Source organism: Allobosea lupini (genome assembly GCF_900109525.1).
GTDB lineage: Bacteria > Pseudomonadota > Alphaproteobacteria > Rhizobiales > Beijerinckiaceae > Allobosea > Allobosea lupini.
On the sequence record NZ_FOAN01000009.1, the window covers coordinates 181877 to 207289 of the forward strand.

Annotated in this window: 19 protein-coding genes and 1 pseudogene; 13 read left to right on the forward strand and 7 right to left on the reverse strand. The window is 67.4% G+C overall.

Annotated elements, in window-relative coordinates:
• The first annotated feature begins 276 nt into the window (after positions 1–276).
• Entirely contained in the window at positions 277–3804 is a 3528-nt protein-coding gene (locus BMZ21_RS24005) for a DUF2339 domain-containing protein (RefSeq protein WP_167561729.1), read from the forward strand.
• Between the two features lie 211 nt (positions 3805–4015).
• Here BMZ21_RS24005 and BMZ21_RS24010 read toward each other — a convergent pair whose 3' ends face one another.
• The 6 genes from BMZ21_RS24010 to BMZ21_RS24035 form a co-directional block, all read right to left on the reverse strand.
• Positions 4016–4996, reverse strand: a complete 981-nt coding sequence (locus BMZ21_RS24010) for an ABC transporter ATP-binding protein (RefSeq protein ID WP_091840671.1) — start codon at positions 4994–4996, stop codon at positions 4016–4018.
• Positions 4993–6033, reverse strand: a complete 1041-nt coding sequence (locus BMZ21_RS24015) for an ABC transporter ATP-binding protein (RefSeq protein WP_091840673.1) — start codon at positions 6031–6033, stop codon at positions 4993–4995. Before BMZ21_RS24015 ends, BMZ21_RS24010 begins: the two co-directional genes overlap by 4 nt.
• 3 nt (positions 6034–6036) lie before the next feature.
• Positions 6037–6930 (reverse strand): ABC transporter permease, encoded by an 894-nt coding sequence (locus BMZ21_RS24020; RefSeq protein ID WP_091840676.1) that lies wholly within the window; start codon positions 6928–6930, stop codon positions 6037–6039.
• Between the two features lies 1 nt (position 6931).
• Positions 6932–7885, reverse strand: a complete 954-nt coding sequence (locus BMZ21_RS24025) for an ABC transporter permease (protein WP_091840679.1) — start codon at positions 7883–7885, stop codon at positions 6932–6934.
• Between the two features lie 24 nt (positions 7886–7909).
• Positions 7910–9508 (reverse strand): ABC transporter substrate-binding protein, encoded by a 1599-nt coding sequence (locus BMZ21_RS24030; RefSeq protein WP_091840683.1) that lies wholly within the window; start codon positions 9506–9508, stop codon positions 7910–7912.
• Between the two features lie 200 nt (positions 9509–9708).
• Entirely contained in the window at positions 9709–11361 is a 1653-nt protein-coding gene (locus BMZ21_RS24035) for an ABC transporter substrate-binding protein (RefSeq protein ID WP_091840686.1), read from the reverse strand.
• 194 nt (positions 11362–11555) lie between these two features.
• Between BMZ21_RS24035 and ligD the strand changes: the two are divergent.
• The 7 genes and pseudogenes from ligD to BMZ21_RS24070 all read left to right on the forward strand — a co-directional run.
• Positions 11556–11675 (forward strand): annotated as a pseudogene (ligD, locus tag BMZ21_RS31165) (non-homologous end-joining DNA ligase LigD); the annotation flags it as partial.
• A 120-nt stretch (positions 11676–11795) separates the two neighbouring features.
• Positions 11796–12836: an ABC transporter ATP-binding protein gene (locus tag BMZ21_RS24045; RefSeq protein WP_091840778.1), complete on the forward strand. Its 1041-nt coding sequence runs from the start codon at positions 11796–11798 to the stop codon at positions 12834–12836.
• Between the two features lie 54 nt (positions 12837–12890).
• Positions 12891–14180, forward strand: a complete 1290-nt coding sequence (locus tag BMZ21_RS24050; protein ID WP_091840692.1) for an ABC transporter substrate-binding protein — start codon at positions 12891–12893, stop codon at positions 14178–14180.
• A 4-nt stretch (positions 14181–14184) separates the two neighbouring features.
• Positions 14185–15063, forward strand: a complete 879-nt coding sequence (locus tag BMZ21_RS24055) for a carbohydrate ABC transporter permease (RefSeq protein WP_091840695.1) — start codon at positions 14185–14187, stop codon at positions 15061–15063.
• Positions 15064–15086: 23 nt separating this feature from the next.
• Positions 15087–15926 (forward strand): carbohydrate ABC transporter permease, encoded by an 840-nt coding sequence (locus BMZ21_RS24060; RefSeq protein ID WP_208862366.1) that lies wholly within the window; start codon positions 15087–15089, stop codon positions 15924–15926.
• A 1-nt stretch (position 15927) separates the two neighbouring features.
• The gene (locus BMZ21_RS24065; protein ID WP_091840701.1) at positions 15928–16770 is read left to right on the forward strand and encodes an endonuclease/exonuclease/phosphatase family protein; all 843 of its coding nucleotides are present in this window, start codon (positions 15928–15930) and stop codon (positions 16768–16770) included.
• A gap of 32 nt (positions 16771–16802) precedes the next feature.
• A complete protein-coding gene (locus tag BMZ21_RS24070; protein ID WP_208862363.1) occupies positions 16803–17633 on the forward strand; it encodes an inositol monophosphatase family protein in 831 nt (276 codons plus the stop codon).
• Here BMZ21_RS24070 and BMZ21_RS24075 read toward each other — a convergent pair.
• Entirely contained in the window at positions 17630–18958 is a 1329-nt protein-coding gene (locus BMZ21_RS24075; protein WP_091840784.1) for an NAD(P)/FAD-dependent oxidoreductase, read from the reverse strand. The two genes, BMZ21_RS24070 and BMZ21_RS24075, sit on opposite strands and share 4 nt — an antisense overlap.
• Before the next feature lie 326 nt (positions 18959–19284).
• On the opposite strand from BMZ21_RS24075, the gene BMZ21_RS24080 reads away from it, so the two are divergent.
• From BMZ21_RS24080 to BMZ21_RS24100, 5 genes are all read left to right on the forward strand, one after another.
• Positions 19285–20133, forward strand: coding sequence for a VOC family protein (locus BMZ21_RS24080; RefSeq protein WP_091840704.1), 849 nt, complete (start codon positions 19285–19287; stop codon positions 20131–20133).
• Between the two features lie 103 nt (positions 20134–20236).
• On the forward strand, positions 20237–21841 hold the full coding sequence (locus tag BMZ21_RS24085) for an ABC transporter substrate-binding protein (RefSeq protein WP_091840706.1): 1605 nt from the start codon (positions 20237–20239) through the stop codon (positions 21839–21841).
• Between the two features lie 40 nt (positions 21842–21881).
• On the forward strand, positions 21882–22859 hold the full coding sequence (locus BMZ21_RS24090; RefSeq protein WP_091840707.1) for an ABC transporter permease: 978 nt from the start codon (positions 21882–21884) through the stop codon (positions 22857–22859).
• Between the two features lie 3 nt (positions 22860–22862).
• Positions 22863–23693, forward strand: a complete 831-nt coding sequence (locus tag BMZ21_RS24095) for an ABC transporter permease (RefSeq protein WP_091840709.1) — start codon at positions 22863–22865, stop codon at positions 23691–23693.
• Positions 23690–25321, forward strand: coding sequence for an ABC transporter ATP-binding protein (locus BMZ21_RS24100; RefSeq protein ID WP_091840712.1), 1632 nt, complete (start codon positions 23690–23692; stop codon positions 25319–25321). The genes BMZ21_RS24095 and BMZ21_RS24100 overlap by 4 nt, the downstream gene beginning before the upstream one ends.
• Positions 25322–25413: the final 92 nt, after the last annotated feature.

Here is a 25413-nt window from a genome sequence, read left to right on the forward strand (position 1 = left end):
CGGCCGTCCTCGCAATGACAACTCTGATCCGCCGCGATAGGCTGGTCGCGCGCTTCGCATGTTGCGCCGATCGGGGGCCGATCAATCGTCATGGAATGGGTGATTTTCGGCCTGCTCTTTGGTTTCTTCTTCTTTGTTATTGTCCCTTGGGCGGCCCTTCGCGCATCCGGTCGCAGCGCTGCCGCCCTCGAGCAGATCGTACAGCTGAAGTCTGAACTCGCCGCGCTCCGCGAGGAGCTGGCGAGCCTGAAGCTCAGCGGCGTTGCGGCGACAGGCGTGGAGTCCGTCGAGGCCGCCGCGATCGCGGCCGAGCCCTCACCGCCAGTGACGATCCAGCCAGAGGCCGACGAACCGGCCGGGCCTGTCGTGGCGCCCGGGCCCATCGCACCCACGCTCGATGAGGTCCCGCCCGAAGCGATCGCACTCGCGGCTCGGACGGGCGACGAAACGCTTCCCGAGCCAGCGGCCGATCCTGCTCCCACGCCCTTCGATCGCTTCGAACAGGAGGTTCGGCCGGAGGCGGACGCGGAGGCCGCAGCACAACCGCCAGGTCGCGACATCGAAGAGACCATCGGCTCGCGCTGGGCCGTCTGGGTCGGCGGCGTGGCACTCGCCTTCGGCGGCCTGTTCCTCGTCCGCTACTCGATCGAGGCCGGCATGTTCGGTCCCGGGGTGCGGCTGCTGATGGGCGCGGCGTTCGCCCTGCTGCTGGCAGGGGCAAGCGAGTATCTGCGCCGTCGTGAGGGGCTGCTGCCCTTCAATGCGCCGGGCGTGCTGCTCAACGCCAACATCCCCTCCGTACTTGCCGGTGTCAGCGTTCTCGCCGGGTTCGGCGTAGTCTTCGCCGCCCATGCCATCTATGGCTTCATCGGCGCGACACCCGCCTTCGCGATCATGGCGCTCATCGGTCTGTCGGCGCTCGCGGCATCGCTGCTTCACGGGCCGGCACTCGGGCTATTCGGCCTGGTCGGCTCCTACGTCACGCCCTTTCTGATCGCAAGCACTGTCCCGGCCTTCGCCACGCTCTCGTTCTTCATCGCCTTCGTCACAGCTACGGCCTTCGTGCTGCACGCCCGGCGCCCGAGCCGAATTGTCACCCTGGCGGCTGTCGCCGGCCACGGCGCCTGGACCGTGATGATCGCCTTCGCCATGCGCGGGCTGCTCTGGCCCTCATTCCTCGCAATGGCCGGCGCCGTGCTCGCCTGGCTGCTTTTGAAGGAGCTGCCGCTGCTGCTCCGCCGCAGCGAAGTGGTGCGCGGGCGCCTCGTCTCCTTCGACATCACTGGCTTCGTGGCCATCGCCGTGCCGCTGGTCATCGCCGGTGTGCTCTGGGTCGCGATGGGTGCCCAGGGGCCACTGCATGTCGCGATTCTCGTCACCGTCGCGGTCGGCATCGTGGCGGCCGTCCGCCATCGCGATCTCGCGCCGCTCGCCCTCGTCGCTGGAGCCGGCGCCGTTGGCATGGTGCTGCTCTGGCCCCGCCAAGACGGGCCGCTTGGCCTTTCGCCCGCGACCCTGCTCGACCTCGTCCGGCTGAGCATCGCCCCCGATGCCGGGCCGGGGCTGGTCTGGACCGCCGCCCTTTTCGGGGCAGTGATCGCCGGCTTGCCCTTCGCGGCGCTGGCCACGCGCCGCTGGGCCGGCTCCGGCGGCTATGTCGAGCGCGGTTGCCTGGCTTTCGCGTCGGCGCTGGCGCCGGTCTTACTGCTGCTGGCGACGACGCTGCGCGTCAACGGCTTCGAGCGCGCGCCCGGTTTCGCAGCCCTGGCCGCGCTGCTGGTCGCAGCGTTGTTCCTTGCCTCGGAGCTGCTGCTGCGGGTCGAGCGCGCCAGAACCAGATCGCGCGGCAATCCGCTCGCCCTGATCGGCTCCGCCGCCTATGCCGCCGCGGGTGCGATCGCGCTCGGCGTTGCCGTGGCACTGGCCCTGCGCGAGACCTGGCTGGTCGTGGGCTTCGCGATCTCCGCAGCCGGCCTCGCCATTCTCGCCCGCATCCGCCCGATCCCATTGCTGCGGACGATGTCCGCCAGCCTTGCGACCGCGGCCTTCGTCCGCTGGCTCTGGGCTCCGATCCTCACAGACATGGGCGCGTGGCCACTGCTCAACTGGCTGATCCCGGCCTATGCCCTGCCCGCCCTGTGCTTCTGGGTGGCCGCGCTAGCGCTGCGCGACGGACAGGATCGGCCGAAGACGGTGCATCAGGCGTTCGCCGCCTTCTTCACCGCCGCCTTCGTGCTGCTGCAGGTCCATCAAGTCTTCGTCGGCCCGGATCTCACGCCCGATCTGGCCTGGATTGCCGGCCACTATGCCCAGCCGCGCAACAGGCTTTTCGAGGAGGTTGCCTGCCTGACCATGGCAGCCGGCCTGCTCGGCGCCGGTTTCCAGCGCCTCGCCCGCCTGGTCGGCGACACTCCCTTCCGGATCGCAGGGCTGGCCGCCGCTGCGCTCACGATCCTTCTCGCTGTCGGCGGGCTCGGAGCCCTGCTCAATCCGCTTTTCGACGGCACCACAGTCGATGGTTGGTCGGTGCTGAACCGGTTGCTCTGGTACGTCGTCGCCGGCAGCGTGCTCGGCGCGCTGGGCTTCACCATGGGTAGAGAGGACAGCTCGCCCGTCGCGAATGCGCTGAGCGCCTGCGGCGCATTCCTGGTCTCGCTCGGCATCGTCTTGATCACCCGGCAGGCCTTCGCTGGGCCACAGCTCTCGCCGCTCGACGGCGCCTCGGTCGGCTATGCGGAGGCCGTTATGATCACGGTCGTGCTGATCGCTCTGACCGCCGCGGCACGGCTCTGGCATGATGCCGCGCCGGGCCTGATGGCGCGTTTCAGTGTTTCGACGCTGGGGGCCATCGCGATCGGCTGGGCCGTGCTCGCTCTCGGCTTCGGCCGCAACCCGTTCCTCGACGGAAGCGCGGTCGAGGGACCGGTCATCTTCAACCGCATTCTCTGGGGCTATGGCCTGACGACCCTGGCTCTTGCCGGCGCCGCATGGTGGCTGCGCGATGGCCTCGCCACGCTCTCGCGCGCCTTCGGACTCGCCGCGGCCGCGGCCGCCATCGGCTGCGCCTTCCTGCTGCTGCGCCACGGGCTGCACGGCCCGACTCTCTCGTCCGAGGTGCCGATCACCCTGGCCGAATCCGGAATCTACGCCTCACTCGCCTTCATGCTGGCCATTGGGGTCATGATCGCGGGCGCCGTCCGCTGGCAGGGACGCAGCGCGCAAATCGACCCGCTGGTCGCGACGCTCGCGTCTTGCGGCTTCTTCGCCGTTGCGGCGTTCATCGCCAGTCCTGCGATGACCGACCAACCTCTGGCAGGCATTCCGATCCTCGACAACGCGCTCCTCGGCTATCTGCTGCCGGCGGCGCTCGCCTTCGCAGCCGCCGCCTGGGCGCAGGCCTATCTTCGCCGGCCGCTGATCGTGCGGATCTATGGCATTGCCGCCATTCTCGGGGCGTTGGCTTATGTCGTCACGGAGGTCCGGCGGGCCTTCGTCGGTGCCGACCTGTTCGGCACCGATGTCAGCGCCGGCGAGCTCTATGCCTATTCGGCCGCGATCCTGTTCTACGGCGTGGCCCTGCTGGCGCTGGGTTTTCGAGTCCGGTCGCGCGATCTGCGCCTGGCGTCGCTCGGCATCGTCACGATTGCGATCTGCAAGGCCTTTCTCGTCGACATGTCGGGGCTGGAGGGGCTGTTGCGAGCCCTATCCTTCATCGGTCTGGGCGGGAGTCTCGTCGCGATAGGTCTCGCCTATCAGCGCGTTTTGCGCCGCGGGACGGAGACCGCCGCGCCTGCCAGCGCGTAGCGGGGGTGTCCGTAACGGCGCCAGTTCCGGCGTCCACCACCAGAGCCGTGAGCGTCCGCTTCCGGGTGCAGGTCCAACGCCCGCTGCCGGCGTAAGAGCGCCTCACGTGCCGTTTCCGCAGCCGCTCAGGCCGGAGGACCGTGAGGCGCGGCTGCGGGGCGATTATGTCCGCATCTACGGCAGCTGACCGAAGAGCCGGACGGCTGGGCGCTCATGCAGGCTGAAGCGCCGCTTCGGCCTGAACGCAGCGGACGAGCCGGCCTTCGCCAAGTGCCACGGCAGGAGGCAAGTTCGCTCGGCATATGTCCTGCGCCTGCTTGCAGCGTGGCGCGAATGAGCAGGAGGAAGGCGCCTCGTTCAGCGGCGGTGGCGCGCCGGGGATCGCCTCCAGCCGCTCGCCCTTCTTCGCGCCATGCAGGTTCGCCGCAAGGAGACCCCGCGTATAGGGATGGCGCGGATCCCTGAGCAGTTCGCGCACCGTGCCGGTCTCGACGATCTGACCGGCATACATCACGGCGAGACGGTCCGAGACCTCGACCGCGACGCCGATGTCGTGTGTGACGAAGATCACGCCCATGCCGAGATCGCGCTGGAGCTGGCGCAGAAGCAGGAGGATCTGGATCTGCACGGTCGCGTCGAGGGCCGTCGTCGGCTCGTCTGCGAGCAGGAGCTTCGGGCGGGCGGCGAGCGCCAGCGCGATCATGGCGCGCTGGCGCATGCCGCCGGACATTTCGTGCGGATAGGCCTTGAGTCGCCGCTCGGGCGAGGGGATGCGCACCAGTTCGAGCAGCTCGAGCGCGCGCGCCATCGCCTGCTTCGCCGAGAGCTTCTCATGCCGGACGATCGCCTCGGCGATCTGCTCGCCGACAGTGTAGACCGGATCGAGCGCCAGCGCCGGATCCTGGAAGATCATCGAGGTGACGGCGCCGCGATAATCCGAGAGTTCCTGCGGCCCGAGCGCCAGCACGTCCTTGCCGTCGACCATGACCTTGCCGCCGATCTCGGTGCGGCTCTCCGGCAGGAGGCGCAGCAGCGTCTTCAGCGTCACGCTCTTGCCCGAGCCGGATTCGCCGAGGATGCCGAGCACCTTGCCGGGCTCCAGCGTCAGCGAGACGCCATTGACCGCATGGACCGTCTGCGCGCCCTTGAAGCGCACGGTGACGTTCTCCATCGCGACGAGAGGTGTCGTCATGCGGCATCCTCCAGCGCGGGCGCGCGGCTATGGCCGGAGCCGGGAATCTCCATATGGCAGGCGGCAAGCCGCTGGCCGGCACCGACCGGGGTCAGCGCCGGCTTGGCCTTGGAGCAGATCGTCTGGGCCTGCGGACAGCGCGGATGGAAACGGCAGCCTTCCGGCGGATTGATCGGGTTCGGCGGATCGCCGGCGAGCGGCGCCTCCATCGTCCGGTTGTCCGGGTCCATCGACGGCATCGCCGAGAGCAGCGCCTTCGTATAGGGATGGCGCGGATCGTCGTAGAGCTCCTCGACCGGGCCGATCTCGACGACCTCGCCGAGATACATCACCATGACGCGGTCGCTGATGAAGCGGACGACGTTGAGGTCGTGGCTGATGAAGATGTAGGTCAGCCCGAACTCCTCGCGCAGGTCCATCAGCAGGTTGAGCACCTGCGCCTCGACCGATTTGTCGAGCGCCGAGACGGCTTCGTCGAGGATGACGAGGCGCGGCCCCAGCGCCAGCGCCCGGGCGATGTTGACGCGCTGGCGCTGGCCGCCGGAGAGCTCGTGCGGATAGCGTGCCGCGAAGCGGGCCGGATCGAGCCCGACTCGGGCGAGCAGGTCGCGGGCCCGCAGGATCGCGCCCGACTTGGGGACGCCGTGCACCATGGGCCCGAAAGCGATCGAATCCTCGATGGTCAGCCGCGGGTTGAGCGAGGCGAAGGAATCCTGGAAGACCATTTGCGCCTGGCGGCGATAGTCCTTGAGCGACAGCGCCGAGCTGCCGACGGCCTCGCCATCGAACAGCATCTGGCCCTCGTCCTGCGGGATCAGCTGCATCACCACGCGCGCGGTCGTCGACTTGCCGCAGCCGGATTCGCCGACGACGCCGAGCGTCTCGCCCTTCATCACCGTGAAGTCGACACCGTCGACGGCGCGCACCACCGCGCCGCGCCCGAGCGGGAAATGCTTGGTCAGCGTCCGCGCCTCGAGCAGCGGCGTGCCGGCGCCGCCGCGGTCGAGTCCGTCTTCGGCATGGAGCGAGAGCGACATGGCTCAGCCTTTCACGTCCATGGCCGAGCGCAGCCCGTCCGAGAGCAGGTTGAAGGAAATCGAGGTGATGAAGATCGCGACGCCCGGCAGTGCGGCGACCCAGGGCTGGACATAGATCGCGGTACGCAGCGTGTTCAGCATCAGGCCCCATTCCGGGGTCGGCGGCTTGGTGCCGAGGCCGAGGAAGGAGAGGCCCGAGGCCAGGATCATCGAGACCGAGATCAGGCTGGTGGCGTAGACGAAGATCGGACCGAGCACATTGCCGAGGACGTGAACGCGGATGATCGTGCCGGAGCCGGCACCGCTGGCCCGCGCCGCCTCGACATAGTCCATCGAGCGCACCTGCGTCGTCACGCTCTCGGCGATGCGGGCGATCGGCGGGATGAAGACGATGGTCAGCGAGAGCAGCGAGTTGAAGACACCGGCGCCGAGAGCGCCGGAAAGCGCGATCGCCAGCAGCACCGAGGGGAAGGCGTAGAAGATGTCGACGGTGCGCATCGTGATCGTGTTGAACTTGCCGCCGAAGAAGCCGGCAGCGACCCCGATCAGCGAGCCGAAGCCGAAGGCGATGAAGACCGGCACCACGCCCATGAACAGCGACAGCCTGGCGCCGTGGATCAGGCGCGAGAGCATGTCGCGGCCGAGCTCGTCGGCACCGAGCGGATAGCCCGGCGTGCCGATCGGGCGCAGGCGCCGCAGCATCGAGGAACGGGTCGGGTCGGCCGGGGCGACATAATCGGCGAAGACCGCCATCAGGATGATCAGCAGCACGACGATGCCGGCACCGACCGCGACCTTGTCCTTGCGGAAGCGCCTGAAGACGCCGGACCAGTAGCCGGGAGAGCGCACCGGCTGGGGGACAGCCGGCATGGCGGCCGGAGACGTCACCGCACTCATCTCAACGCCTCCTCACGCGCGGGTCGAGCAGGCCCTGGACGATGTCGACGAGGACATTGAGGCCGACGAAGAACATGGCGAGTACGAGGATCGTGCCTTGCAGCAGTGGCAGGTCGCGCTGGAAGATGGCGTTGCCGAGCAGGAAACCGGTGCCCGGCCAGGAAAAAACCGTCTCGATCAGGATCGAGCCGCCGAGCAGGTAGCCGAGCTGCAGGCCCATGACCGCGAGCGCGGTCGGTGCGGCATTCTTCACGACATGGCGGAAGACGCCGAAATCCATCAGGCCCTTGGCCCGCAGCGCCGGCACGAACTCCTGATTCAGGATGTCAGCGACCAGCGCGCGAACCGTGCGCGAGATGATGCCCATCGGGATCACCGACATGGTGATGGCCGGCAGGATCATGTGGCTGACATGCTCCCAGTCCCATTTCCAGGAGGCCGAGCCGCCGGGGCCGGCACCGCCAGGTGGCAGCCAGCCGAGCTGCACCGAGAAGACGATGACCAGCACCATGCCGAGCCAGTAGTGCGGCACGCTGACGCCGAGCACCGCCAGCATCGAGGCGAACTTGTCGAGGAAGGAGCCGCGGAAATAACCGGCGACGAAGCCGAAGAAGCAGCCGAGCACGAAGCCGATCACGGTGGCGAGGCAGGCAATCAGCAGGGTGTTGCCGACGGCGCGCCAGACCTCGGCGGCGACCGGGCGGCCGGTCGCGATCGAGGTGCCGAGATCGCCCTGCACCGCCTTCCAGAGCCAGAGCCCGAACTGCACCGGCAGCGGCCGGTCGAAGCCGTAGAGCTTCCTGATCTCCTCCTGCATCTGCTGCGAGGCGTCCGGCGGCAGCACCGAGGTCAGCGGGTCGCCCGGCGCGATATGGACGAGCAGGAAGCAGAACAGGCTGACGCCGAGCGCCACCGGCAGCACATAGAGGATGCGCTTGGCGAGATAGGTCAGCATGGCCGGCCTCGCGTCATTCGCTGCTCACTTGTCCATCGAGATCGGCGAGAAGTCCTGGAACCAGTTCTGGGCCTGGACGAAGCCCTTGACCTTGGCCGACAGGGCGCGCGGGTTGACGTCGTGCGTCACCATGAGGAAGAGCGCGTCGTCGACATACTTCTCGTGCGTCTTCTGCAGGATCTTGGTCTGCTCCACCGGGTCGAAGGTGGTGCGGATCTGGTCGAACAGCTTGTCCATTTCGGGGTCGCAATAGATGCCCCAATTGGTGCCCGCCGGCGGCTTCAGATCACATTGCAGATGGCGGATGAAGCCGGTGAACGGGTCCTGGATGAAATAGGTGTAGTTCATCCCCGTCGCCTTGCGGGACGAGTCGTGGTTCGCGCCGGCCCGCCAGATGTTGATCAGCGTGTTCCACTCGACCACCTCGAAATCGACCTTGATGCCGACCTCGGCGAGGTTCTGCTGGACGAACTCGTTCATCGGCAGCGGCTGCATCTGGCCCGAGCCGGAGGGCGAGATCAGGATGCGGGTCTGGAGCGGCTTGGCCGGGGAGTAACCGGCCTCGGCGAGCAGCTTCTTGGCCGCCGCCGGGTCGTAGCTCAGCTTGAAGCTCGGCTTGCCGAACCATTGATGGCCGGGCGGGTAGAACCCCTCGGCCGGGATCATCATGCCGCCGAGCAGCTCCTTCAGTCCGGCGCGGTCGATCGCGAGATTGGCCGCCTTGCGCACGCGGATGTCGTTCCAGGGCGAACCCTCGACGCGCGAGAGATGCCAGGTCCAGTTGTGCGGATAGGCGTTGGTGACGATCTTGTAGCCGGCGCCCTTCAGCGACTCGACGAGATCGGGCGCCGGCGCCTCGATCCAGTCGACCTGGCCGGAGCGCAGCGCGGCGGCGCGTGCATTGGGCTCGGGCAGCGGCAGCAGCACGAGCTTGTCGAGCTTGGGTACCCGCGCCTTGTCCCAATAGTCCTTGAACGGCGAGAGCTCGGCCCGCTCGCGCGGCTGGAAGGCGGTGAGCTGCCACGGGCCGGTGCCGGACGGTGTCCTGGCGAAGGCTTCCCAGTTCTTGCCGACCTTCTCCCACTGCGCGGGCGACGACATCATGATCCAGGCGAGCTGGTAGGGCAGGGTCGCGTCGGGCGACTTCGTCGTGATCTCGACCTTGTACTTGTCGATCACCTTGTAGGCGGCGACGGCCGGGATGCGCGAGCGGCCCTGCGCCGCCTGGCGCTGGTCGAATTGCGGGCTGTCGTTCTTGAGCAGCTTGTCGAGGTTCCAGACCACCGCCTCGGCGCTGAACTCGGAGCCGTCATGGAACTTCACGCCCTCGCGCAGGGTGAAGGTCCACTTGGTCTTGTCGCTCGCATCGACCGCCCAGGCGGTGGCGAGGCCGGGTTTCAGGTCGGAGGGCTTGTCGGCGCTGGAGAGGTCCCAGTTGATCAGCGCGTCATAGACCGTATAGCCCATGAACCGCATGCCCTCGCCGCCCTGGTCGGTCTGGCCTGTGGTCAGCGGAATGTCGGAGGCGGTCATCGCGATGCGCAGCGTGCCTTGCGCCAGGGCCGGCTGGGCAAGAAGCGCGACGCCGGCAGCGAGCGAGAGGGCCAGGGCAGTGCGAAGCATCGGGCACCTTTGATCTGGAAGAGTTCTGAACCGGCTCAGCAAGGGCCGTGCCATGGGCATGAAGGCGCCCGAACCGCACCGTCATGCTCGCCCTTGTGGCGAGCATCCACGTCTTGAACGCTGCATGCGATCAGTCACGGGAAGGCGTGGATGGTCGGGACGAGCCCGACCATGACGGAAACGGCAGGCTCTAAGCCCTGTCACTCCATCGACATCGGCGCGATGTCGATGAACCAGCTCTTGGGCTGGACCACGCCCTTGACCTTGGCGCTCATCGCGCGCGGGCCGACATCATGCGCCACCCAGACGAAGGGCGCCTCCTCGACGATGCGGGCGTGGAGCTTGGCGAGCGCCGCATCGCGCGCCGTGCCGTCGAAGGAGGTACGGGCGTCGGCGATCAGCTTGTCGAACTCGTCATTGCCGAAATAGCCCCAGTTGTTGGAGACCGGCGGGAAGGTCTTGGTCGAGACGAAGCGGACCATGGCGAAGAACGGGTCCATCGCCGCATAGGTGACGTTGGTGGCGTTCGCGCCGCGGGCATTGGCGTGCTTGGCGCCCTCGCGCCAGTTGGTGAAGACGGCGTTCCACTCGCCGACCTCGAGCGCGACGTCGAAATAGCAGTCCTTCAGCGCCTGCTGCATGAATTCGTTCATCGGCAGCGGCTGCATCTGGCCCGAGCCCGAGGCCGAGGTCAGCACCTTCACCTTCGCCGGCTTGGAGGCCGAGAAGCCCGCCTCGGTCATCAGCTTCTTGGCGGCTTCGAGATCGTATTTGATCTCGAACTTCGGATTGCCCCACCAGGGATGGCCGGGCGGTACCGTGCCCTTCGGCACCTCCATCAGCCCGCCGAGAAGGGTCTTCAGCTCCTCGCGGTTGACGCACAGATTGGCGGCGTGGCGGACCTTCTTGTCGAGCCAGACCGAACCTTCGGCGAAAGAGAGCTGCCAGGGCCAGACATGCGGCTGGGCATTGGTATAGATCGAGAAGCCGCGCTGCTTGATCTGCGGCACGGCGTCCGGCGCCGGCGCCTCGATCCAGTCGACCTGGCCCGAGAGAAGGGCAGCGGTGCGGGCATTGGCTTCGGGCAGCGGCAGCAGCACGACACGGTCGACCTTCGGTACCCGCTTGGGATCCCAGTAAGCCTTGTTGGCGACCATCTCGAAGCGTTCGCGCGGCACGAGCCGGACGCCCTTGAACGGGCCGGTGCCGGACGGGTCGGCCGAGAAGGCGGCCCAGGCCTGCTTGGAGCGTTCGGCGGCGTCGGTCACCGAGGCCGGGACGGCGGCGAGCTTGGCTGCCCAATGCGTGGGCGAGGCCATGTAGAGATTGGTCAGGTTGATCGGCAGGAAGGCGTCGGGCTCGGAGGTGGTGAGCTCGACGGTGAGCGGATCGATCGCCTTGGCCGACTTCAAGGTCGGCATGCGCGAGACGGTGACGCCCACCTGATCGGCAGCAAAGTGGGCTGCCTCTTTATTGAGCACTTTTTCGACGTTCCAGACTACCGCAGCGGCATCGAAGGCCGAGCCGTCCTGGAACTTCACACCCGGGCGCAGCTTGAACACCCATTTCGTCTTGTCGCCGGCGTCGACCGACCATTCGGTGGCGAGGCCGGGAATGACGACGCTGGCCTTGTCGGCCGAGGACAGGTCCCAGTTGGTCAGCCCGTCATACATCGGGATGCCGGTGAAGCGGTTGCCTTCGAAGCCCTGGTCGGGCTGGCCATGAGTCCGCGGGATATCGGCGGCGGTCATGCCGATGCGCAGCACTTTCTCCTGGGCGAGCGCGGTGCCCACGAGCGTGGTTGAAAAGCCGAGCGCCAGCATGACGGCGCGCGTGGTGAACCTGGACGACATGACGGTGCTCCCCTCGAGGCCCGGCGTTGGTTCGCGCGGATTGGGGAGGGGCTAGCAACGGGCGTGCCATAGGCTCGGTGGCAGAAGAGAAGGCATTGCTGCAATACCACGCAAGCCTCACGCATCTTCCCGCAATGCCGGCCATCTGGCGCGGAAGGCGAGGGCGGGCGCCGGAAATCGGGGGCCTGGCCGAGGTCAAGATCTTCGCCAGCGACGTCGCCAAGACGATGGAGCAGGCCGAACCCAAGCGCTTCACCGCGACCCTGTCGAAAAAGGCCCGCAATGGCCGGATCTTCGTCGACTATCTGCGCAATGCGGCGGCGCCACTCTTGTCTCTGCCCGACTTTTAGCATCAATCTCACCGCTTGATCGTAGCCGGCGAGTCCGGTTTTCTGCGCCGGCTCACGATGGCGCTGGGGATGGCCGGGTCGCGCATGGTTTCGGTAGATCTCAAGGCCGTTTCGAAGCACTGGGGCGGCGCGGCGGCGGTCGACGACATCAGCTTCATGGTGAAGGGTGGCGACCTCGTCGCCTTGCTCGGCCCGTCCGGCTGCGGCAAGTCGACCACGCTCCGGCTGATCGCCGGGCTGGAGGACAGCAGCAGCGGCACCATCGCGATCGGCGGGCGCGACGTGACCGGCGCGGCGCCCTCGCAGCGCGGCATCGCCATGGTGTTCCAGAACTATGCACTGTTCCCGCATCTCTCGGTCGCCGAGAACATCCTGTTCGGCCTGAAGGTGCGGAAGGTCTCGCGCGCCGAACGCGACGAGCGGCTCAAGCGCGCCGCCACGATCCTCGGACTCGCCGGCCTGCTCGAACGCAAGCCCTCGCAGCTCTCCGGCGGCCAGCAGCAGCGCGTCGCGCTCGGCCGTGCCATCGTCGCCGAGGCACCGGTCTGCCTGATGGACGAGCCCCTCTCCAATCTCGATGCCCAGCTGCGCGTCGAGATGCGCCGCGAAATCCGCGAACTGCAGCAGCGTCTCGGCATCACCATGGTCTATGTCACGCATGACCAGGTCGAGGCGATGACGATGGCCGACCAGGTCGTGCTGATGCGCAACGGCCGGATCGAGCAGGATGCGCCGCCCGACCAGCTCTACGAGAACCCGGCGACGATCTTCGTCGCGCGCTTCGTCGGCACGCCGCCGATGAACGTCATTCCGCTCGCATCCGTCCTGGCGGCGGGCGGAGACGGGCTCGCGCCGCCATCCCAGGCCGAACCGGGCTCGCTCGCTGTCGGCATCCGCCCCGAGATGACCGAGCTCGCCGAAACCGGCATCGCGGCCGACGTCGTCGCCGTCGAATATCTCGGCGCCGACACGCTGGTCGAGACGCGGATCGAGGGCCAGCCCTTCATCGTGCGCCGGCCCGGGAAGGTCCGTGCTGTGGCAGGCGACCGGGTGCATATCAGATTGTCGCAATCGGCGGTGCACTGGTTCGACCTGAAGACCGAGCAGAGGCTCGTCCTCGACTGACGACGCCTGAACAACCAGGCGCTCAAGCGCCGCAACCAAGGGGAGTGCACGACTATGGACAGGCGCGAATTTCTGGGTGGTACGGCGGCGGTGGCTGGTTCGCTCGCCATGGCGAGGCCTGCGCTCGCCCAATCGGCCGAGTTGTCCTTCTTCTATCCGGTCGCCGTGGGCGGGCCTATCACCAAGCTGATCGACGCCTATGCCGCCGGCTTCGAGAAGGACAACCCGACGATCAAGGTCAAGCCGATCTATGCCGGCACCTACCAGGAGACGATCGTCAAGGCGCTGACCGCGCACAAGAGCGGCACGCCGCCGGTGCTCTCGGTACTGCTGTCGACCGACATGTTCACCCTGATCGACGAGGAAGCGATCGTTCCCTTCGATCCCTTCATCAAGACCGAGGACGACAGGAAGTGGCTCTCCAGCTTCTTCCCCGGCTTCATGGCGAACAGCCAGACTGGCGGCAAGACATGGGGCGTCCCGTTCCAGCGCTCCACGGTGGTGCTCTACTGGAACAAGGAGCTGTTCAAGGAGGCCGGCCTCGATCCCGACACGCCGCCGAAGACCTGGGCCGAGCAGCTCGAATTCGCGCAGAAGCTGACCAAGCGCGACGCCGCCGGCAACACCAGCCAGTGGGGCATCCAGATTCCGTCCTCGGGCTTCCCCTACTGGCTCTTCCAGGGGCTGACCACGCAGGCCGGCGCCATCCTCGCCAATGCGGCCGGCGACAAGACCGACTACGCCAATCCCGGCGTCGTCGAGGCGCTGCAGTACTGGGTCGACCTTTCGCAGAAGCACAAGGTCCATCCGCCGGGCATCGTTGAATGGGGCACCACGCCGCGCGACTTCTTCGAAAAGAAGGTCGCGATGATGTGGACGACCACCGGCAACCTGACCAATGTCCGCACCAACGCCAAGTTCCCCTTCGGCGTCGCCGTGCTGCCCGCCGGCAAGAAGCCGGGCAGCCCGACCGGCGGCGGCAATTTCTACCTCTCCAAGAAGGCGAGCCCGGCCGAGCAGGAAGCGGCGTTCAAGTTCGTGCGCTGGATCACCACGCCCGAGCGCGCCGCACAGTGGAGCGCCGATACCGGCTATGTCGCGGTGACGCCGGCAGCCTACGAGACCGAGGCGATGAAGAAATACGTCGCCGACTTCCCGCAGGCCCTCGTCGCCCGCGACCAGCTGCCGACCGCCGTCGCCGAGCTCTCGACCCATGAGAACCAGCGCGTCACCAAGGCGCTCAACGACGGCCTGCAGGCGGCCCTGACCGGCACGAAGCAGCCGCAGAAGGCGATGGAGGACGCGCAAGCGGAAGCCGAGCGCATCCTGAAGGCCTATCGCTGAGCCGATGACCAACCGCGCGACCGCGACGATCCATGGCTGGCTGCTCCTGCTGCCGGCCATGGCGTGCCTGGCCCTGTTCACGCACTGGCCCGCGGTCGCGAGCTTCGTCGACAGCTTCATGTCGACGCCGCGGGCGCGGCGCCCGGCGCGCTTCGTCTGGCTCGACAATTACGAGCAGATGCTGGCCGACCCGATCTTCTGGAAGGCGATGGCGAACAATCTCTGGTTCGCCATGGGCACGATCCCGACCTCGATCGCGCTGGCGCTGCTGATGGCGGTCTGGGTCAATGACAGGATCGCCGGCCGCACCCTGGTCCGGATGGCCTATTTCACCCCGACCATCCTGCCGATGATCGCGGTCGCCAACATCTGGCTGTTCTTCTTCACCCCGCAATACGGCCTGCTCGAGCAGATCGTCGGCGCCTTCGGCGGGCGCTCGACCAACTGGCTGGGGTCGCAGGATACGGCGCTCTACGCCGTCACCATCGTCGCGATCTGGAAGGAGGCCGGCTTCTTCATGATCTTCTACCTTGCGGCGCTGCAGGCGATTCCGCCCAGCCTGGGGGAGGCGGCGGCGATCGAGGGCGCCTCGCGCTGGACCTATTTTCGGCGCATCCAGTTCCCGCTGCTGATGCCGACGACGCTGTTCGTGCTGATCAATGCGGTGATCAATGCCTTCCGCATGGTCGACCATATCTTCGTGATGACGCGCGGCGGCCCGGACAATGCGACGACGCTGCTGCTGTTCTACATCTACCAGGTCGGCTTCGGCTTCTGGGACACGGCCTATGCGGCGGCGCTGACCTGCGTGCTGCTCGCGCTGCTCGCGCTCGTCGCCTTCGTCCAATACGGCTGGCTCGAGCGCAGGACGCATTACCGATGAGTGCTGCGCCTCGCCCGCAGCCGATGGCCGCGACCCGACCCGACCCTTACGCGCCGAAGGGCCTTTCGCTGACACTCGAATCCCTGGGCGCGATCCTGCTCGCGCTGATCTGGGTGCTGCCGCTGGCCTATGCGGTCTGGGCCGCGATCCATCCGGCCGAGTACACCACCCGCTTCGAGCTGACCGCGCCGCTGACGCTGGACAACTTCACCCGCGCCTGGGCGGCCGCGCCCTTCGCCCGCTATTTCCTCAACACCTTCATCCTCGTCACCATGATCCTCGCCTTCCAGCTCGTTCTGGGGACGCTCGCAGCCTATGCGCTGGCGCGGCAGGATTTCTGGGGGCGCGACATCGCCTTCGCGCTGATCCTGGCGCAACTGATGATCATGCCGGATGCGCTGATCGTCGAGAACTACCGCACCCTCGCCAGGGTCAACCTGATCGACACGATCCCGGCGATCGCCTTGCCCTATATCGCCTCGGCCTTCGGCATCTTCCTGCTGCGGCAGACCTTCAAGACCGTGCCGAAGGAGCTCGACGATGCCGCCCGCGTTGAGGGCGCCAGCCCGCTGCAGGTGCTGATGCGGGTTTATGTGCCGCTCGCCAAGCCGACCTACATCGCCTACGGCCTGGTCTCGGTGAGCTATCACTGGAACAACTTCCTCTGGCCGCTGCTGGTCACCAATTCGGTGGAGTCGCGGCCGCTGACGGTCGGCCTGCAGGTGTTCTCGTCGAGCGACCAGGGCATCGACTGGGCCGTGATCTGCGCGGCGACGCTGATGACCTCGGCGCCGCTGCTGGTCGGCTTCCTGCTGTTCCAGCGCCAGTTCGTGCAGAGTTTCATGCGCGCAGGAATCAAGTGAGATGAAGCTGATCACCTGGAACATCCAGTGGGCGCGCGGCATGGACGATCGCGTCGATCCGGCGCGCGTCGTCGCCCATGCCCGGCAGATGGCGGATTTCGACGTGCTGTGCCTGCAGGAGGTCGCCGACAACTTTCCCGAGCTCGACTTCAACGACGAGACCGACCAGTTCGCCCGCTTCTCCGAATTGCTGCCCGGCTTCACCGCGATCGAGGGCATCGGCGTCGATGTCGCCGACGGCAAGGGCCGCCGCCAGCGCTTCGGCAACCTCTTGCTGACGCGCTATCCGGTCGCGCAGGCGCTGCGCCATCTTCTGCCCTGGGAGGCGGCGCAGACCCGCAACATGCCGCGCATGCTGATCGAGGCGATGGCGCTGACGCCATTGGGCCCGGTCAGGCTGATGACGACGCATCTCGAATACTCGGCCTCGGAGCTGCGCGCTGCGCAGGTCGAGGGCATCCGCGAGGCCCACCGCATGGCGCTGGCCCGTCATGCCAAACCCCGGGCGGCCGGGCCGCACACCTACCGGATGACGCCGAGCTCGCCGAGCGCGGTGCTGACCGGCGACTTCAACATGCGGCCGGACGATCCCGTGCTGGCGCGCCTGCTGGCGCCGTTCGACGGCGACGAGCCGCCTTTGGTCGACCTCTGGGCCGCGGTGAAGGGCAACGCCCCGCACCCGCCGACCGCCAACCTGTTCGACCAGACCTACGGCCAGCCCGGCTGCCTCGACTATGTGCTGGCGACGCCCGATCTTGCGGCCCGGGCCCGCACCGTCATCTGCGATATCGAGACCAAGGTCTCCGACCACCAGCCGATCCTGGTCGAATTCGACCTCGGCTGATTCCTGCGCACTCCCTTGCCGACTGGACCACGATGATCTTCACCCGCCAGGACCATGAGAGGCTCGCCGGCATCCTCGCCGAGGCGGGCCGGCGCGAGGTCATGCCCCGCTTCCGCAATCTCGGAGAGGGCGAGATCCGCGAGAAGCGTTCGGCGACCGATCTCGTCACCGAAGCCGACGAGGCGGCGGAGCGCTTCATCAGCGCCGAGCTTGCGCGCGCCTTCCCGGGGGCGGTGCTGATCGGCGAGGAAGCGGCCGCCGCCGATCCCATGCTGATCGAAAGACTCGGCGATGCCGAGCTCGCCTTCGTCATCGATCCGATCGACGGTACCTTGAACTACGCCTCCGACCTGCCGCTCTTCGTGGTGATGGCGGCAGCGGTCGTCAAGGGCGAGGTCGTTGCGGCGGTGATCCACGATCCCGTCGTCGCCGACAGTGCCATGGCGCTGCGTGGCGAAGGCGCCTGGCTCGCCGGCGACGGCACCAGCCGCGACCTGCGTGTGGCGCAGGCGGCTGCCCCGCGCGAGATGACCGGCATGATGAGCTGGCAGTATTTCCCGGAGCCGCTGCGCAGCACGCTGCCGGGGCGCACGCCGGCCTTCGCCAATGTCTGCTCGCTGCGCTGCTGCGGTCATGAGTACCGGCTCGCCGCCGCCGGCAACGGCCATTTCCTGCTCTATGGCCGGCTCAACCCATGGGATCACGCGCCGGGCTCGCTGATCCATGCCGAGGCCGGCGGCCATGTCCGCATGCTGGACGGCCAGCCCTATCGGCCGGCGCAGCCGACGCTCGGCCTGCTCTGCGCGCCCGATGCACAGAGCTGGCAGGAGATCCGCGGTATCCTGGTAGGGGAGCCCGCCTAAATCTCCTGCGCATCCAGCCTGCGGTAGAGCGGCAGGGCCAGCGGCGCGATCCGGCGGATCAGGCCCTGGAAGGGCTGCGGCTTCGGCGTCGAGAGCGGCAGGCCCAGCGTCTCCAGCGCCGTCCCCTGTATCGCTTTCGCCAATTCGCGGCCGAGCGAGATCGACAGCGCGACGGCGCGGCCATTGCAGCCGACCCAGCCGAAGCCGTTCGTTCCGAGCTGGTGGATACGCGGATAGCCCGGCACCTGCGGTTGCAGCAGGTTGTCGGGGGTCATCCCGACATAGCCGGACCAGACATAGTCGAAAGCGACATCGCCGAGCTGCGGCCAGAGCCGCTTCAGCCGTGCCGCGACCGTCGGGCGCAGATTGGTCCCGCCGGCGCCGGGCAGGATCGCGGCGCCGCCGGTGACCAGGCGATTGCGGGCGTCCCAGCGGGCGAAATAGAGCTCGCGATGCGTGTCCGACATCGCCTGCCGGCCCGGGATCACCGTCTTGGCGATGTTGTCGCTGACCGGCCTGGTCGCCATCTGCCAGGACAGGACGGGGATGACCTCATTGGCGATCTCCGGGGCGAGGCCTGGCTCGAACTCGCCGGTATAGGCGTTGGTCGCCAGCACGAGTGCGCGGGCCGTCACCGAGCCCTTCGCCGTCGTCACCAGCCAGCGGCCGTTCTGATGCACCATGCTCACCGCCGGTGACCGCGCGTGAATGGTGGCGCCGAGCCGGAGCGCGACTTCCGCGAGCCCGCGGGTCAGGGCCAGCGGATTGATATGGCCGCCGGTGCGGTTCCAGAAGCCGCCGAACCAGGCATCCGAGCCGAGCATCTCCGCAGTCGCGGCACGATCGAGCAATTCGACCGGCGCGCCGATCGCCGACCATTCCCGGACGCGCTTCTCGGCGAGCTTGAAGCGCCCCGGCGAATGCACCGGCTGGACCCAGCCAGCCTGCTCGGCCTCGGCCGGGATCTCGTATTTGCGCACGAGATCGAAGAGATATTGCGCAGCGTCGCGCAGCACGGCGTTGAAACGTTCGCCGGCCTCGCCATGCCGGGCGGTCATTGCCGATGGGTCATGGCCGGCGAGCGTCGGGATGACCTGGCCGTTGTTGCGCCCCGAGGCGCCCCAGCCCGGCTCGGCCGCCTCCAGGATGGTGACGCCGACCCCGCTCTCGCGCAGATGGATCGCGGTCGAAAGCCCGGTGAAGCCGGCGCCGATCACCACGACATCGCTCTCGATCGCGCCTTCAAGCGTCCCGAGCACAGGACCGGGCTGGGCCGTGGCGGCCCAGAGCGATGGCGGCCAGGTGACGGAGGAAGGGGCAGTCATCGGCGGCGTCTTTCGGCTGGGCATCAATGAGCGAGGGCCCACATGACGGGCCAGCCTCATCCTTGCCGCCATGTCCGCCAAGCTGCAAGCAGGCTGTTCCCGGCCGTTCATCCGACGGAGGATAATTTTCTATTTTTCTTGGATGGAACGACCGGATTCTACCAAATTTTGGCTTCTCCGATCGTCTCCTTGAAAAGACTATTCTCCCGACGCTATGTCTCCGGCGCAGCGGGGGCTGCTGGAATCGTCATCCCGAAACGGTTGCGCCCTAACTTCCGTTCGGATGAACTCTCCCGTCCGCTGGGTTCTGGTCACAAGGGGGCGTCATGCCGCTCAAGCATATTCTCGGTCTCGACCATGTCGTGGTGACGGTTCGCGATCTCGACGCTTCCGCCCGGCAATGGCAGAGCCTCGGCTTCACCGTCTCGCCGCGCGGCACGCATTCGCCCATTCTCGGCAGCGGCAACTACACGATCATGTTCGGCGACGACTATGTCGAGTTGCTCGGCATCCTCGCCGAGACCGAGCACAACAAGCCGACCCGCGACTTCCTCAAAGAGCGTGAAGGCATCGAGCGGGCCGCCTTCACCACCGATGATGCCGCCGCCGGCGCGGACGAGCTCAAGAGCCGCGGTCTCGAAGCGCTCGGCCCGGTGCATTTCGGCCGCCCGGTCGACCTGCCCAATGGTGGCAAGGGCGAAGCCAAGTTCAACGTTTTCCGCTGGCCGCTCGACGAGAACCCCGGCAGCCTGCGCATCTTCGCCTGCCAGCATCTGACCCGCGAGACCGTCTGGATTCCGGAACTGCAGAGCCATGCCAATGGTGCGAGCCGGATCATCCGCGTCGAGGTGCTCGCCGACGATCCGAAGGCCGCAGCCGAGCATCTCAGCCGGCTGATCGACGAACCGGTGAAGCAGCAGGACGATGGCTGGCTGGTGCCCTCCGGCGGCAAGCGCGCCGATTTCCTGTTCTACGATGCCGCCGGCCTCGCCAAGCGCTATCCGGATGAGGTGCGGGTCGGCGCCGGACCCGGCGGAGCGGTGGCGATCGTGCTGGCGAGCTCTGACCTCGACGGCGCGGCCAAGGCGCTCGGTTCGGTCGGCGTCCGCCATGGCGCGGCGGTCAGTGTCCCCGCAGCCTCCGCCAATGGCCTGATCGTGAGCTTCCTGCCGTAATAGTGCGGTTTTTCGCTTTTCGAGAACGGCCTCGTCGCATTGACGGGGCCTTGTGACGCCCGCATCGTGCCGAGCCTGCACGCCGGCCCCCAGGAGACCATCCATGGATATGACCCGCCGCGCCGCGCTGATGACCAGTGCCGCAATCGCCTCCAGCGTGCTGTTCCCGATGCGCTCCTTCGCCCAGGAGACGCCGCGCAAGGGCGGTGTCTTCACCGTCCACTACGGCGCCGAGCAGCGCCAGCTCAACCCGAGCCTGCAGGCCTCGACCGGCGTCTACATCATCGGCGGCAAGATCCAGGAGCAGCTGGTCGATCTCGACGCCAAGGGCCAGCCGGTCGGCGTGCTCGCCGAAAGCTGGGAGGCCGCGCCCGACGGCAAGACCATCACCTTCAAGCTCCGCCCCGGCGTGACCTGGCATGACGGCAAGCCTTTCACCTCCGCCGACGTGCAGTTCACGGCGATGGAGATGTGGAAGAAGATCCTGAACTACGGCACCACGCTGCAGCTCTTCCTCACCGCGGTCGATACGCCCGATCCGCTGACGGCGGTGTTCCGCTATGAGCGCCCGATGCCGCTCAACCTGCTGCTGCGGGCGCTGCCGGACCTCGGCTATGTCTCGCCGCGCCATCTCTACGAGGGCAAGGGCGACATCCGCCAGAACCCGGTCAACCTCGCGCCCGTCGGCACCGGCCCGTTCAAGTTCGTGCAGTACGAGCGCGGCCAGCACGTCATCGCCGAGCGCAACCCGAACTACTGGCGCGCCAATGCGCCCTATCTCGACCGGATCGTCTGGCGCGTGGTCACCGATCGCGCCGCGGCGGCCGCCCAGATGGAAGCCGGGCAGATCCATTACAGCCCGTTCTCGGGCCTGACGATCTCGGACTCGGCCCGCCTCGGCAAGGACCCGCGCTTCATCGTCTCGACCAAGGGCAATGAGGGCAACGCCCGCACCAACACGATCGAGTTCAATTTCCGCCGCAAGGAGTTCGCCGACATCCGCGTCCGGCGCGCCATCGCGCATGCGCTCGACATCCCGTTCTTCATCGAGAACTTCCTCGGCGACTTCGCCAAGCGCGGCACCGGGCCGATCCCCTCGGTCTCGACCGATTTCTACCCGGCCGACAACGGCCCGCAGTATCCGTTCGACAAGAAGCTCGCCGCCAAGCTGCTCGACGAGGCCGGCTTCAAGCCCGGCGCGGGCGGGACGCGCTTCTCGCTGCGGCTGCTGCCGGCGCCCTGGGGCGAGGACATCTCGCTCTTCGCCACCTTCATCCAGCAATCGCTCGCCGATGTCGGCATCAAGGTCGAGATCGTCCGTACCGATGGCGGCGGCTATCTGAAGCAGGTCTATGACGACCACGCCTTCGATCTCGCCACCGGCTGGCACCAGTACCGCAACGATCCGGCCGTCTCGACCACGGTGTGGTACCGCTCCGGGCAGCCCAAGGGCGCGCCCTGGACCAATCAGTGGGACTGGACCGATCCGACCATCGACAAGATCATCGACGATGCGGCGACCGAGGTCGATGCGGCCAAGCGCAAGGCGCTCTATGGCGACTTCGTCCGGCGCGCCAATACCGAGCTGCCGATCTGGACGCCGATCGAGCAGATCTTCCTGACCGCGATCACTGCCAAGGCGCGCAACCACTCCAATACGCCGCGCTGGGGCTCGTCCTCCTGGCACGATCTTTGGTTGGCGGAGTGACGCTCCCGCCTGCGTTGTCAGCCCAATACGGCCAGTTGCCATGCGTGTCCTAAGTCTCGCGGGGCGGCGTCTTGCCGCCTCGATCCCGACCCTGTTCCTGATCCTGATCGGGGTATTCCTCTTGCTGCAGCTCGCGCCCGGCGACACCGTCGATGCGCTGATGGCGCAGATGGGCGGCGGCGATGCCGCGACCGCCAAGCAGCTGCGCGAATTCTACGGGCTCGATCTCTCGGTCTGGGCCCAGCTCGGCAATTATCTCTGGCGGCTGGTCCGGCTCGATCTCGGCTTCTCAGCGATCTATGGCAAGCCGGTCGCGACGGTGATCGCGGAGCGGCTGCCCGCGACCATCCTCCTGATGACGGCCTCGCTCTCCTTCGCCTTCTTCTTCGGGCTGATCCTCGGCGTCGTCGCGGCGCGCGGCGTCAACAAATGGCCGGATACGCTGATCTCCACACTCGGCCTGACGTTCTACGCGATGCCGACCTTCTGGTTCGGGCTGATGGCGATCGTCGTCTTCTCGATCTACCTGCAATGGCTGCCTGCCGGCGGCTTCGAGGACATCACAGTCAGCTACACCGGCTTGCGGCGGACGCTCGACATCGCGCTGCATCTCGTCCTGCCGACGCTGACGCTCGGCCTGTTCTACATGGCGATTTACCTCCGCATCATGCGCGGCTCGATGCTCGAGGTGCTCAATCTCGACTTCGTCCGCACCGCGCGCTCGAAGGGCATGGACGAGACACGCGTCGTGGTGCGCCATGTGCTACGCAACGCGCTGCTACCGATGGTCACGCTGATCGGCCTGCAGGCCGGCACCATGCTCGGCGGCTCGGTCGTGGTCGAAAGCGTGTTCTCCCTGCCGGGGCTCGGGCGCCTCGCCTATGAATCGGTGATCCAGCGCGACCTCAACACGCTGCTCGGCATCGTCTTCGTCTCGGCTCTGCTGGTGATCGCGGTCAACTTCATCGTCGACCTGCTCTATGCCCGGCTCGACCCGCGCATCACGACGGGGAGCTGAGCCATGGACCTGGTGAAGCTCTATTTCCGCAGCCCTTCAGCCGTCATCGGCCTCGTGCTGCTCATCCTCGTCCTCGCCATGGCCGCCAGCGCCGACTACCTCTATCCGCGCGATCCGCTGGCGCTCGCCGGGCGACCGCTGATCTGGCCGTTCAGCAATCCGCGCTTCCTGCTCGGCACCGACAATTCCGGGCGCGACATCGCCGCCCAGATCTTCCATGGCGCGCGCATCTCGCTCCTGATCGGCGGCGTCGCGACGGTGATCTCGGTGATGATCGGCATCACCATCGGCGCGCTCGCCGGCTATTACGGCAGCTGGGTTGATACCGCGCTTATGCGCGTCACCGAGGCGTTCCAGACCCTGCCGAATTTCCTGCTGCTGCTGGTGCTGGTCGCGGTCTTCGGCTCGACCATCACCACCGTGACGGTCGCGATCGGCATCGTCTCCTGGCCCGCTTCGGCCCGGCTGACGCGGGCGGAGTTCCTGTCGCTGCGCAACCGCGAATTCGTGCAGGCGGGCCGGACGCTCGGTCTCAGGGATATGAGGCTGATCTTCGGCGAGATCCTGCCGAACGCGCTGCCGCCGGTGATCGTCTATGCCAGCGTCGTGATGGCGATCGCGATCCTGCTCGAAAGCGCGCTCGCCTTCCTCAAGCTCTCCGATCCGAACGTCGCCTCCTGGGGCAATCTGATCGGCGCCGGCCGCGACGTGCTGCGGGTGCAATGGTATGTCTCGGCCATTCCCGGCATCGCCATCCTCGTCACCGTGCTCGCCGTCTCGCTGGTCGGGCAGGGGCTCAACGACGCCCTCAATCCGAGGCTGAAGAGCCGATGAGCCCGATCCTCGTCCTCGACGATGTCAGCGTGAAGCTGCCGGCCGGCGGCGACCGCTCGCATGCGATGGAAAAGGTCTCGCTGTCGCTGGCGGCGAACGAGATCCTCTGCGTTGTCGGCGAATCCGGCTCCGGCAAGTCGATGACCGCCAACGCGATCATGCGGCTCCTGCCTGGCGCCGTCACCATCGACGGCGGCCGCATCCTGTTCGAGGGCCGCGATCTCTGCGGGCTGGACGAGGCGCAGATGCGCAAGGTGCGCGGCGCCGGCATCGCCATGATCTTCCAGGAGCCGATGACGGCGCTCAACCCGCTGCGCAGCATCGGCGACCAGATCGGCGAGATGTTCGAGCTGCATAGCGAGTTGTCGGCAGCCGAGATCAAGGCGCGCACGCTGGCCTTGCTTGAGGAAGTCCGCATTCCCGATCCGGCTCTCGCCTTCAAGGCCTATCCGCACGAGCTTTCCGGCGGCCAGCGCCAGCGCGCCATGATCGCGATGGCGCTGGCGCTCGATCCAAAAGTGCTGATCGCCGACGAGCCGACGACGGCGCTCGACGTCACCACCCAGGCGCAGATCCTCAAGCTGATCCGCGACCTGCAGCGCCGCAAGGGCACGGCCGTCCTGTTCATCACCCATGATTTCGGCGTGGTCGCCGAGATCGCCGACCGGGTCGCGGTGATGAGCAAGGGCGAGGTCGTCGAGCAGGGTACGACCGCCTCCGTGCTCGGCAACCCGCAGCACGCCTATACCAGGCAACTGATCGCCGCGGTGCCGCCGCTGAAGGCGCCGCCGGCGCGAGCGCTCTCGGACGAGCCGATCATGACGATCGGCCATGTCTCGAAGACCTACCGCACCGGCGGCTTCCTCGGGCGCGGGCAGCGCGTCACTCATGCGGTCAAGGATGTCTCGCTGGTGCTGCCCAAGGGCGCGACGCTCGGCATCGTCGGCGAATCCGGCTCAGGCAAGTCGACCTTGGCGCGCTGCCTCGTGCGCCTGATCAATCCCGAAAGTGGCGAGATCCGCCTGAACGGCGTCGATCTGGCCAGCCTGAGCCGCGAGGAGATGCGCTCGGCGACGCGCGATATCCAAATGGTGTTCCAGGATCCGTTCGCCTCGCTGAACCCGCGCCGCAAGGCCGGCGAGGCGGTGGCGCAGGGGCTGATCGTCCACGGCATGGCGCGGCCCCAGGCTCTGGCCCGCGCCAAGGAACTGTTCGGCCTGGTCGGGCTCGACCCGGCGGCAACCGAACGCTATCCGCACGAGTTCTCGGGCGGCCAGCGCCAGCGCATCGGCCTCGCCCGGGCTCTCGCGCTGGAGCCGGCGGTCCTGGTCGCGGACGAGCCGGTCTCGGCACTCGACGTTTCCGTGCAGGCGCAGGTGCTGAAGCTGCTGGCGGAGCTGCGCCAGCGCCTCGGCCTCTCGATCGTCTTCATCACCCATGACTTGCGCGTCGCCGCGCAGGTCTGCGATCTCGTCGCGGTGATGAAGAGCGGGGAGGTGGTGGAGGCCGGGCCGATCGGCAAGGTCTTCGGTGAGCCGCAGCACCCCTACACGCAGGCGCTGCTGGCCTCGATCCCGGGCCGTGGGTTCGGCGAAGGGCAAGGGCTCGCTCGAGAGGCGATGGCTTGATCTGGCGACGATAGGCGCAGATCGGAGCAGGTCGAGACACCGCTCTCCGGCGCTGTCCCGTCGTTTCAGCCCGGCATCCGTTGCCGAGGGCG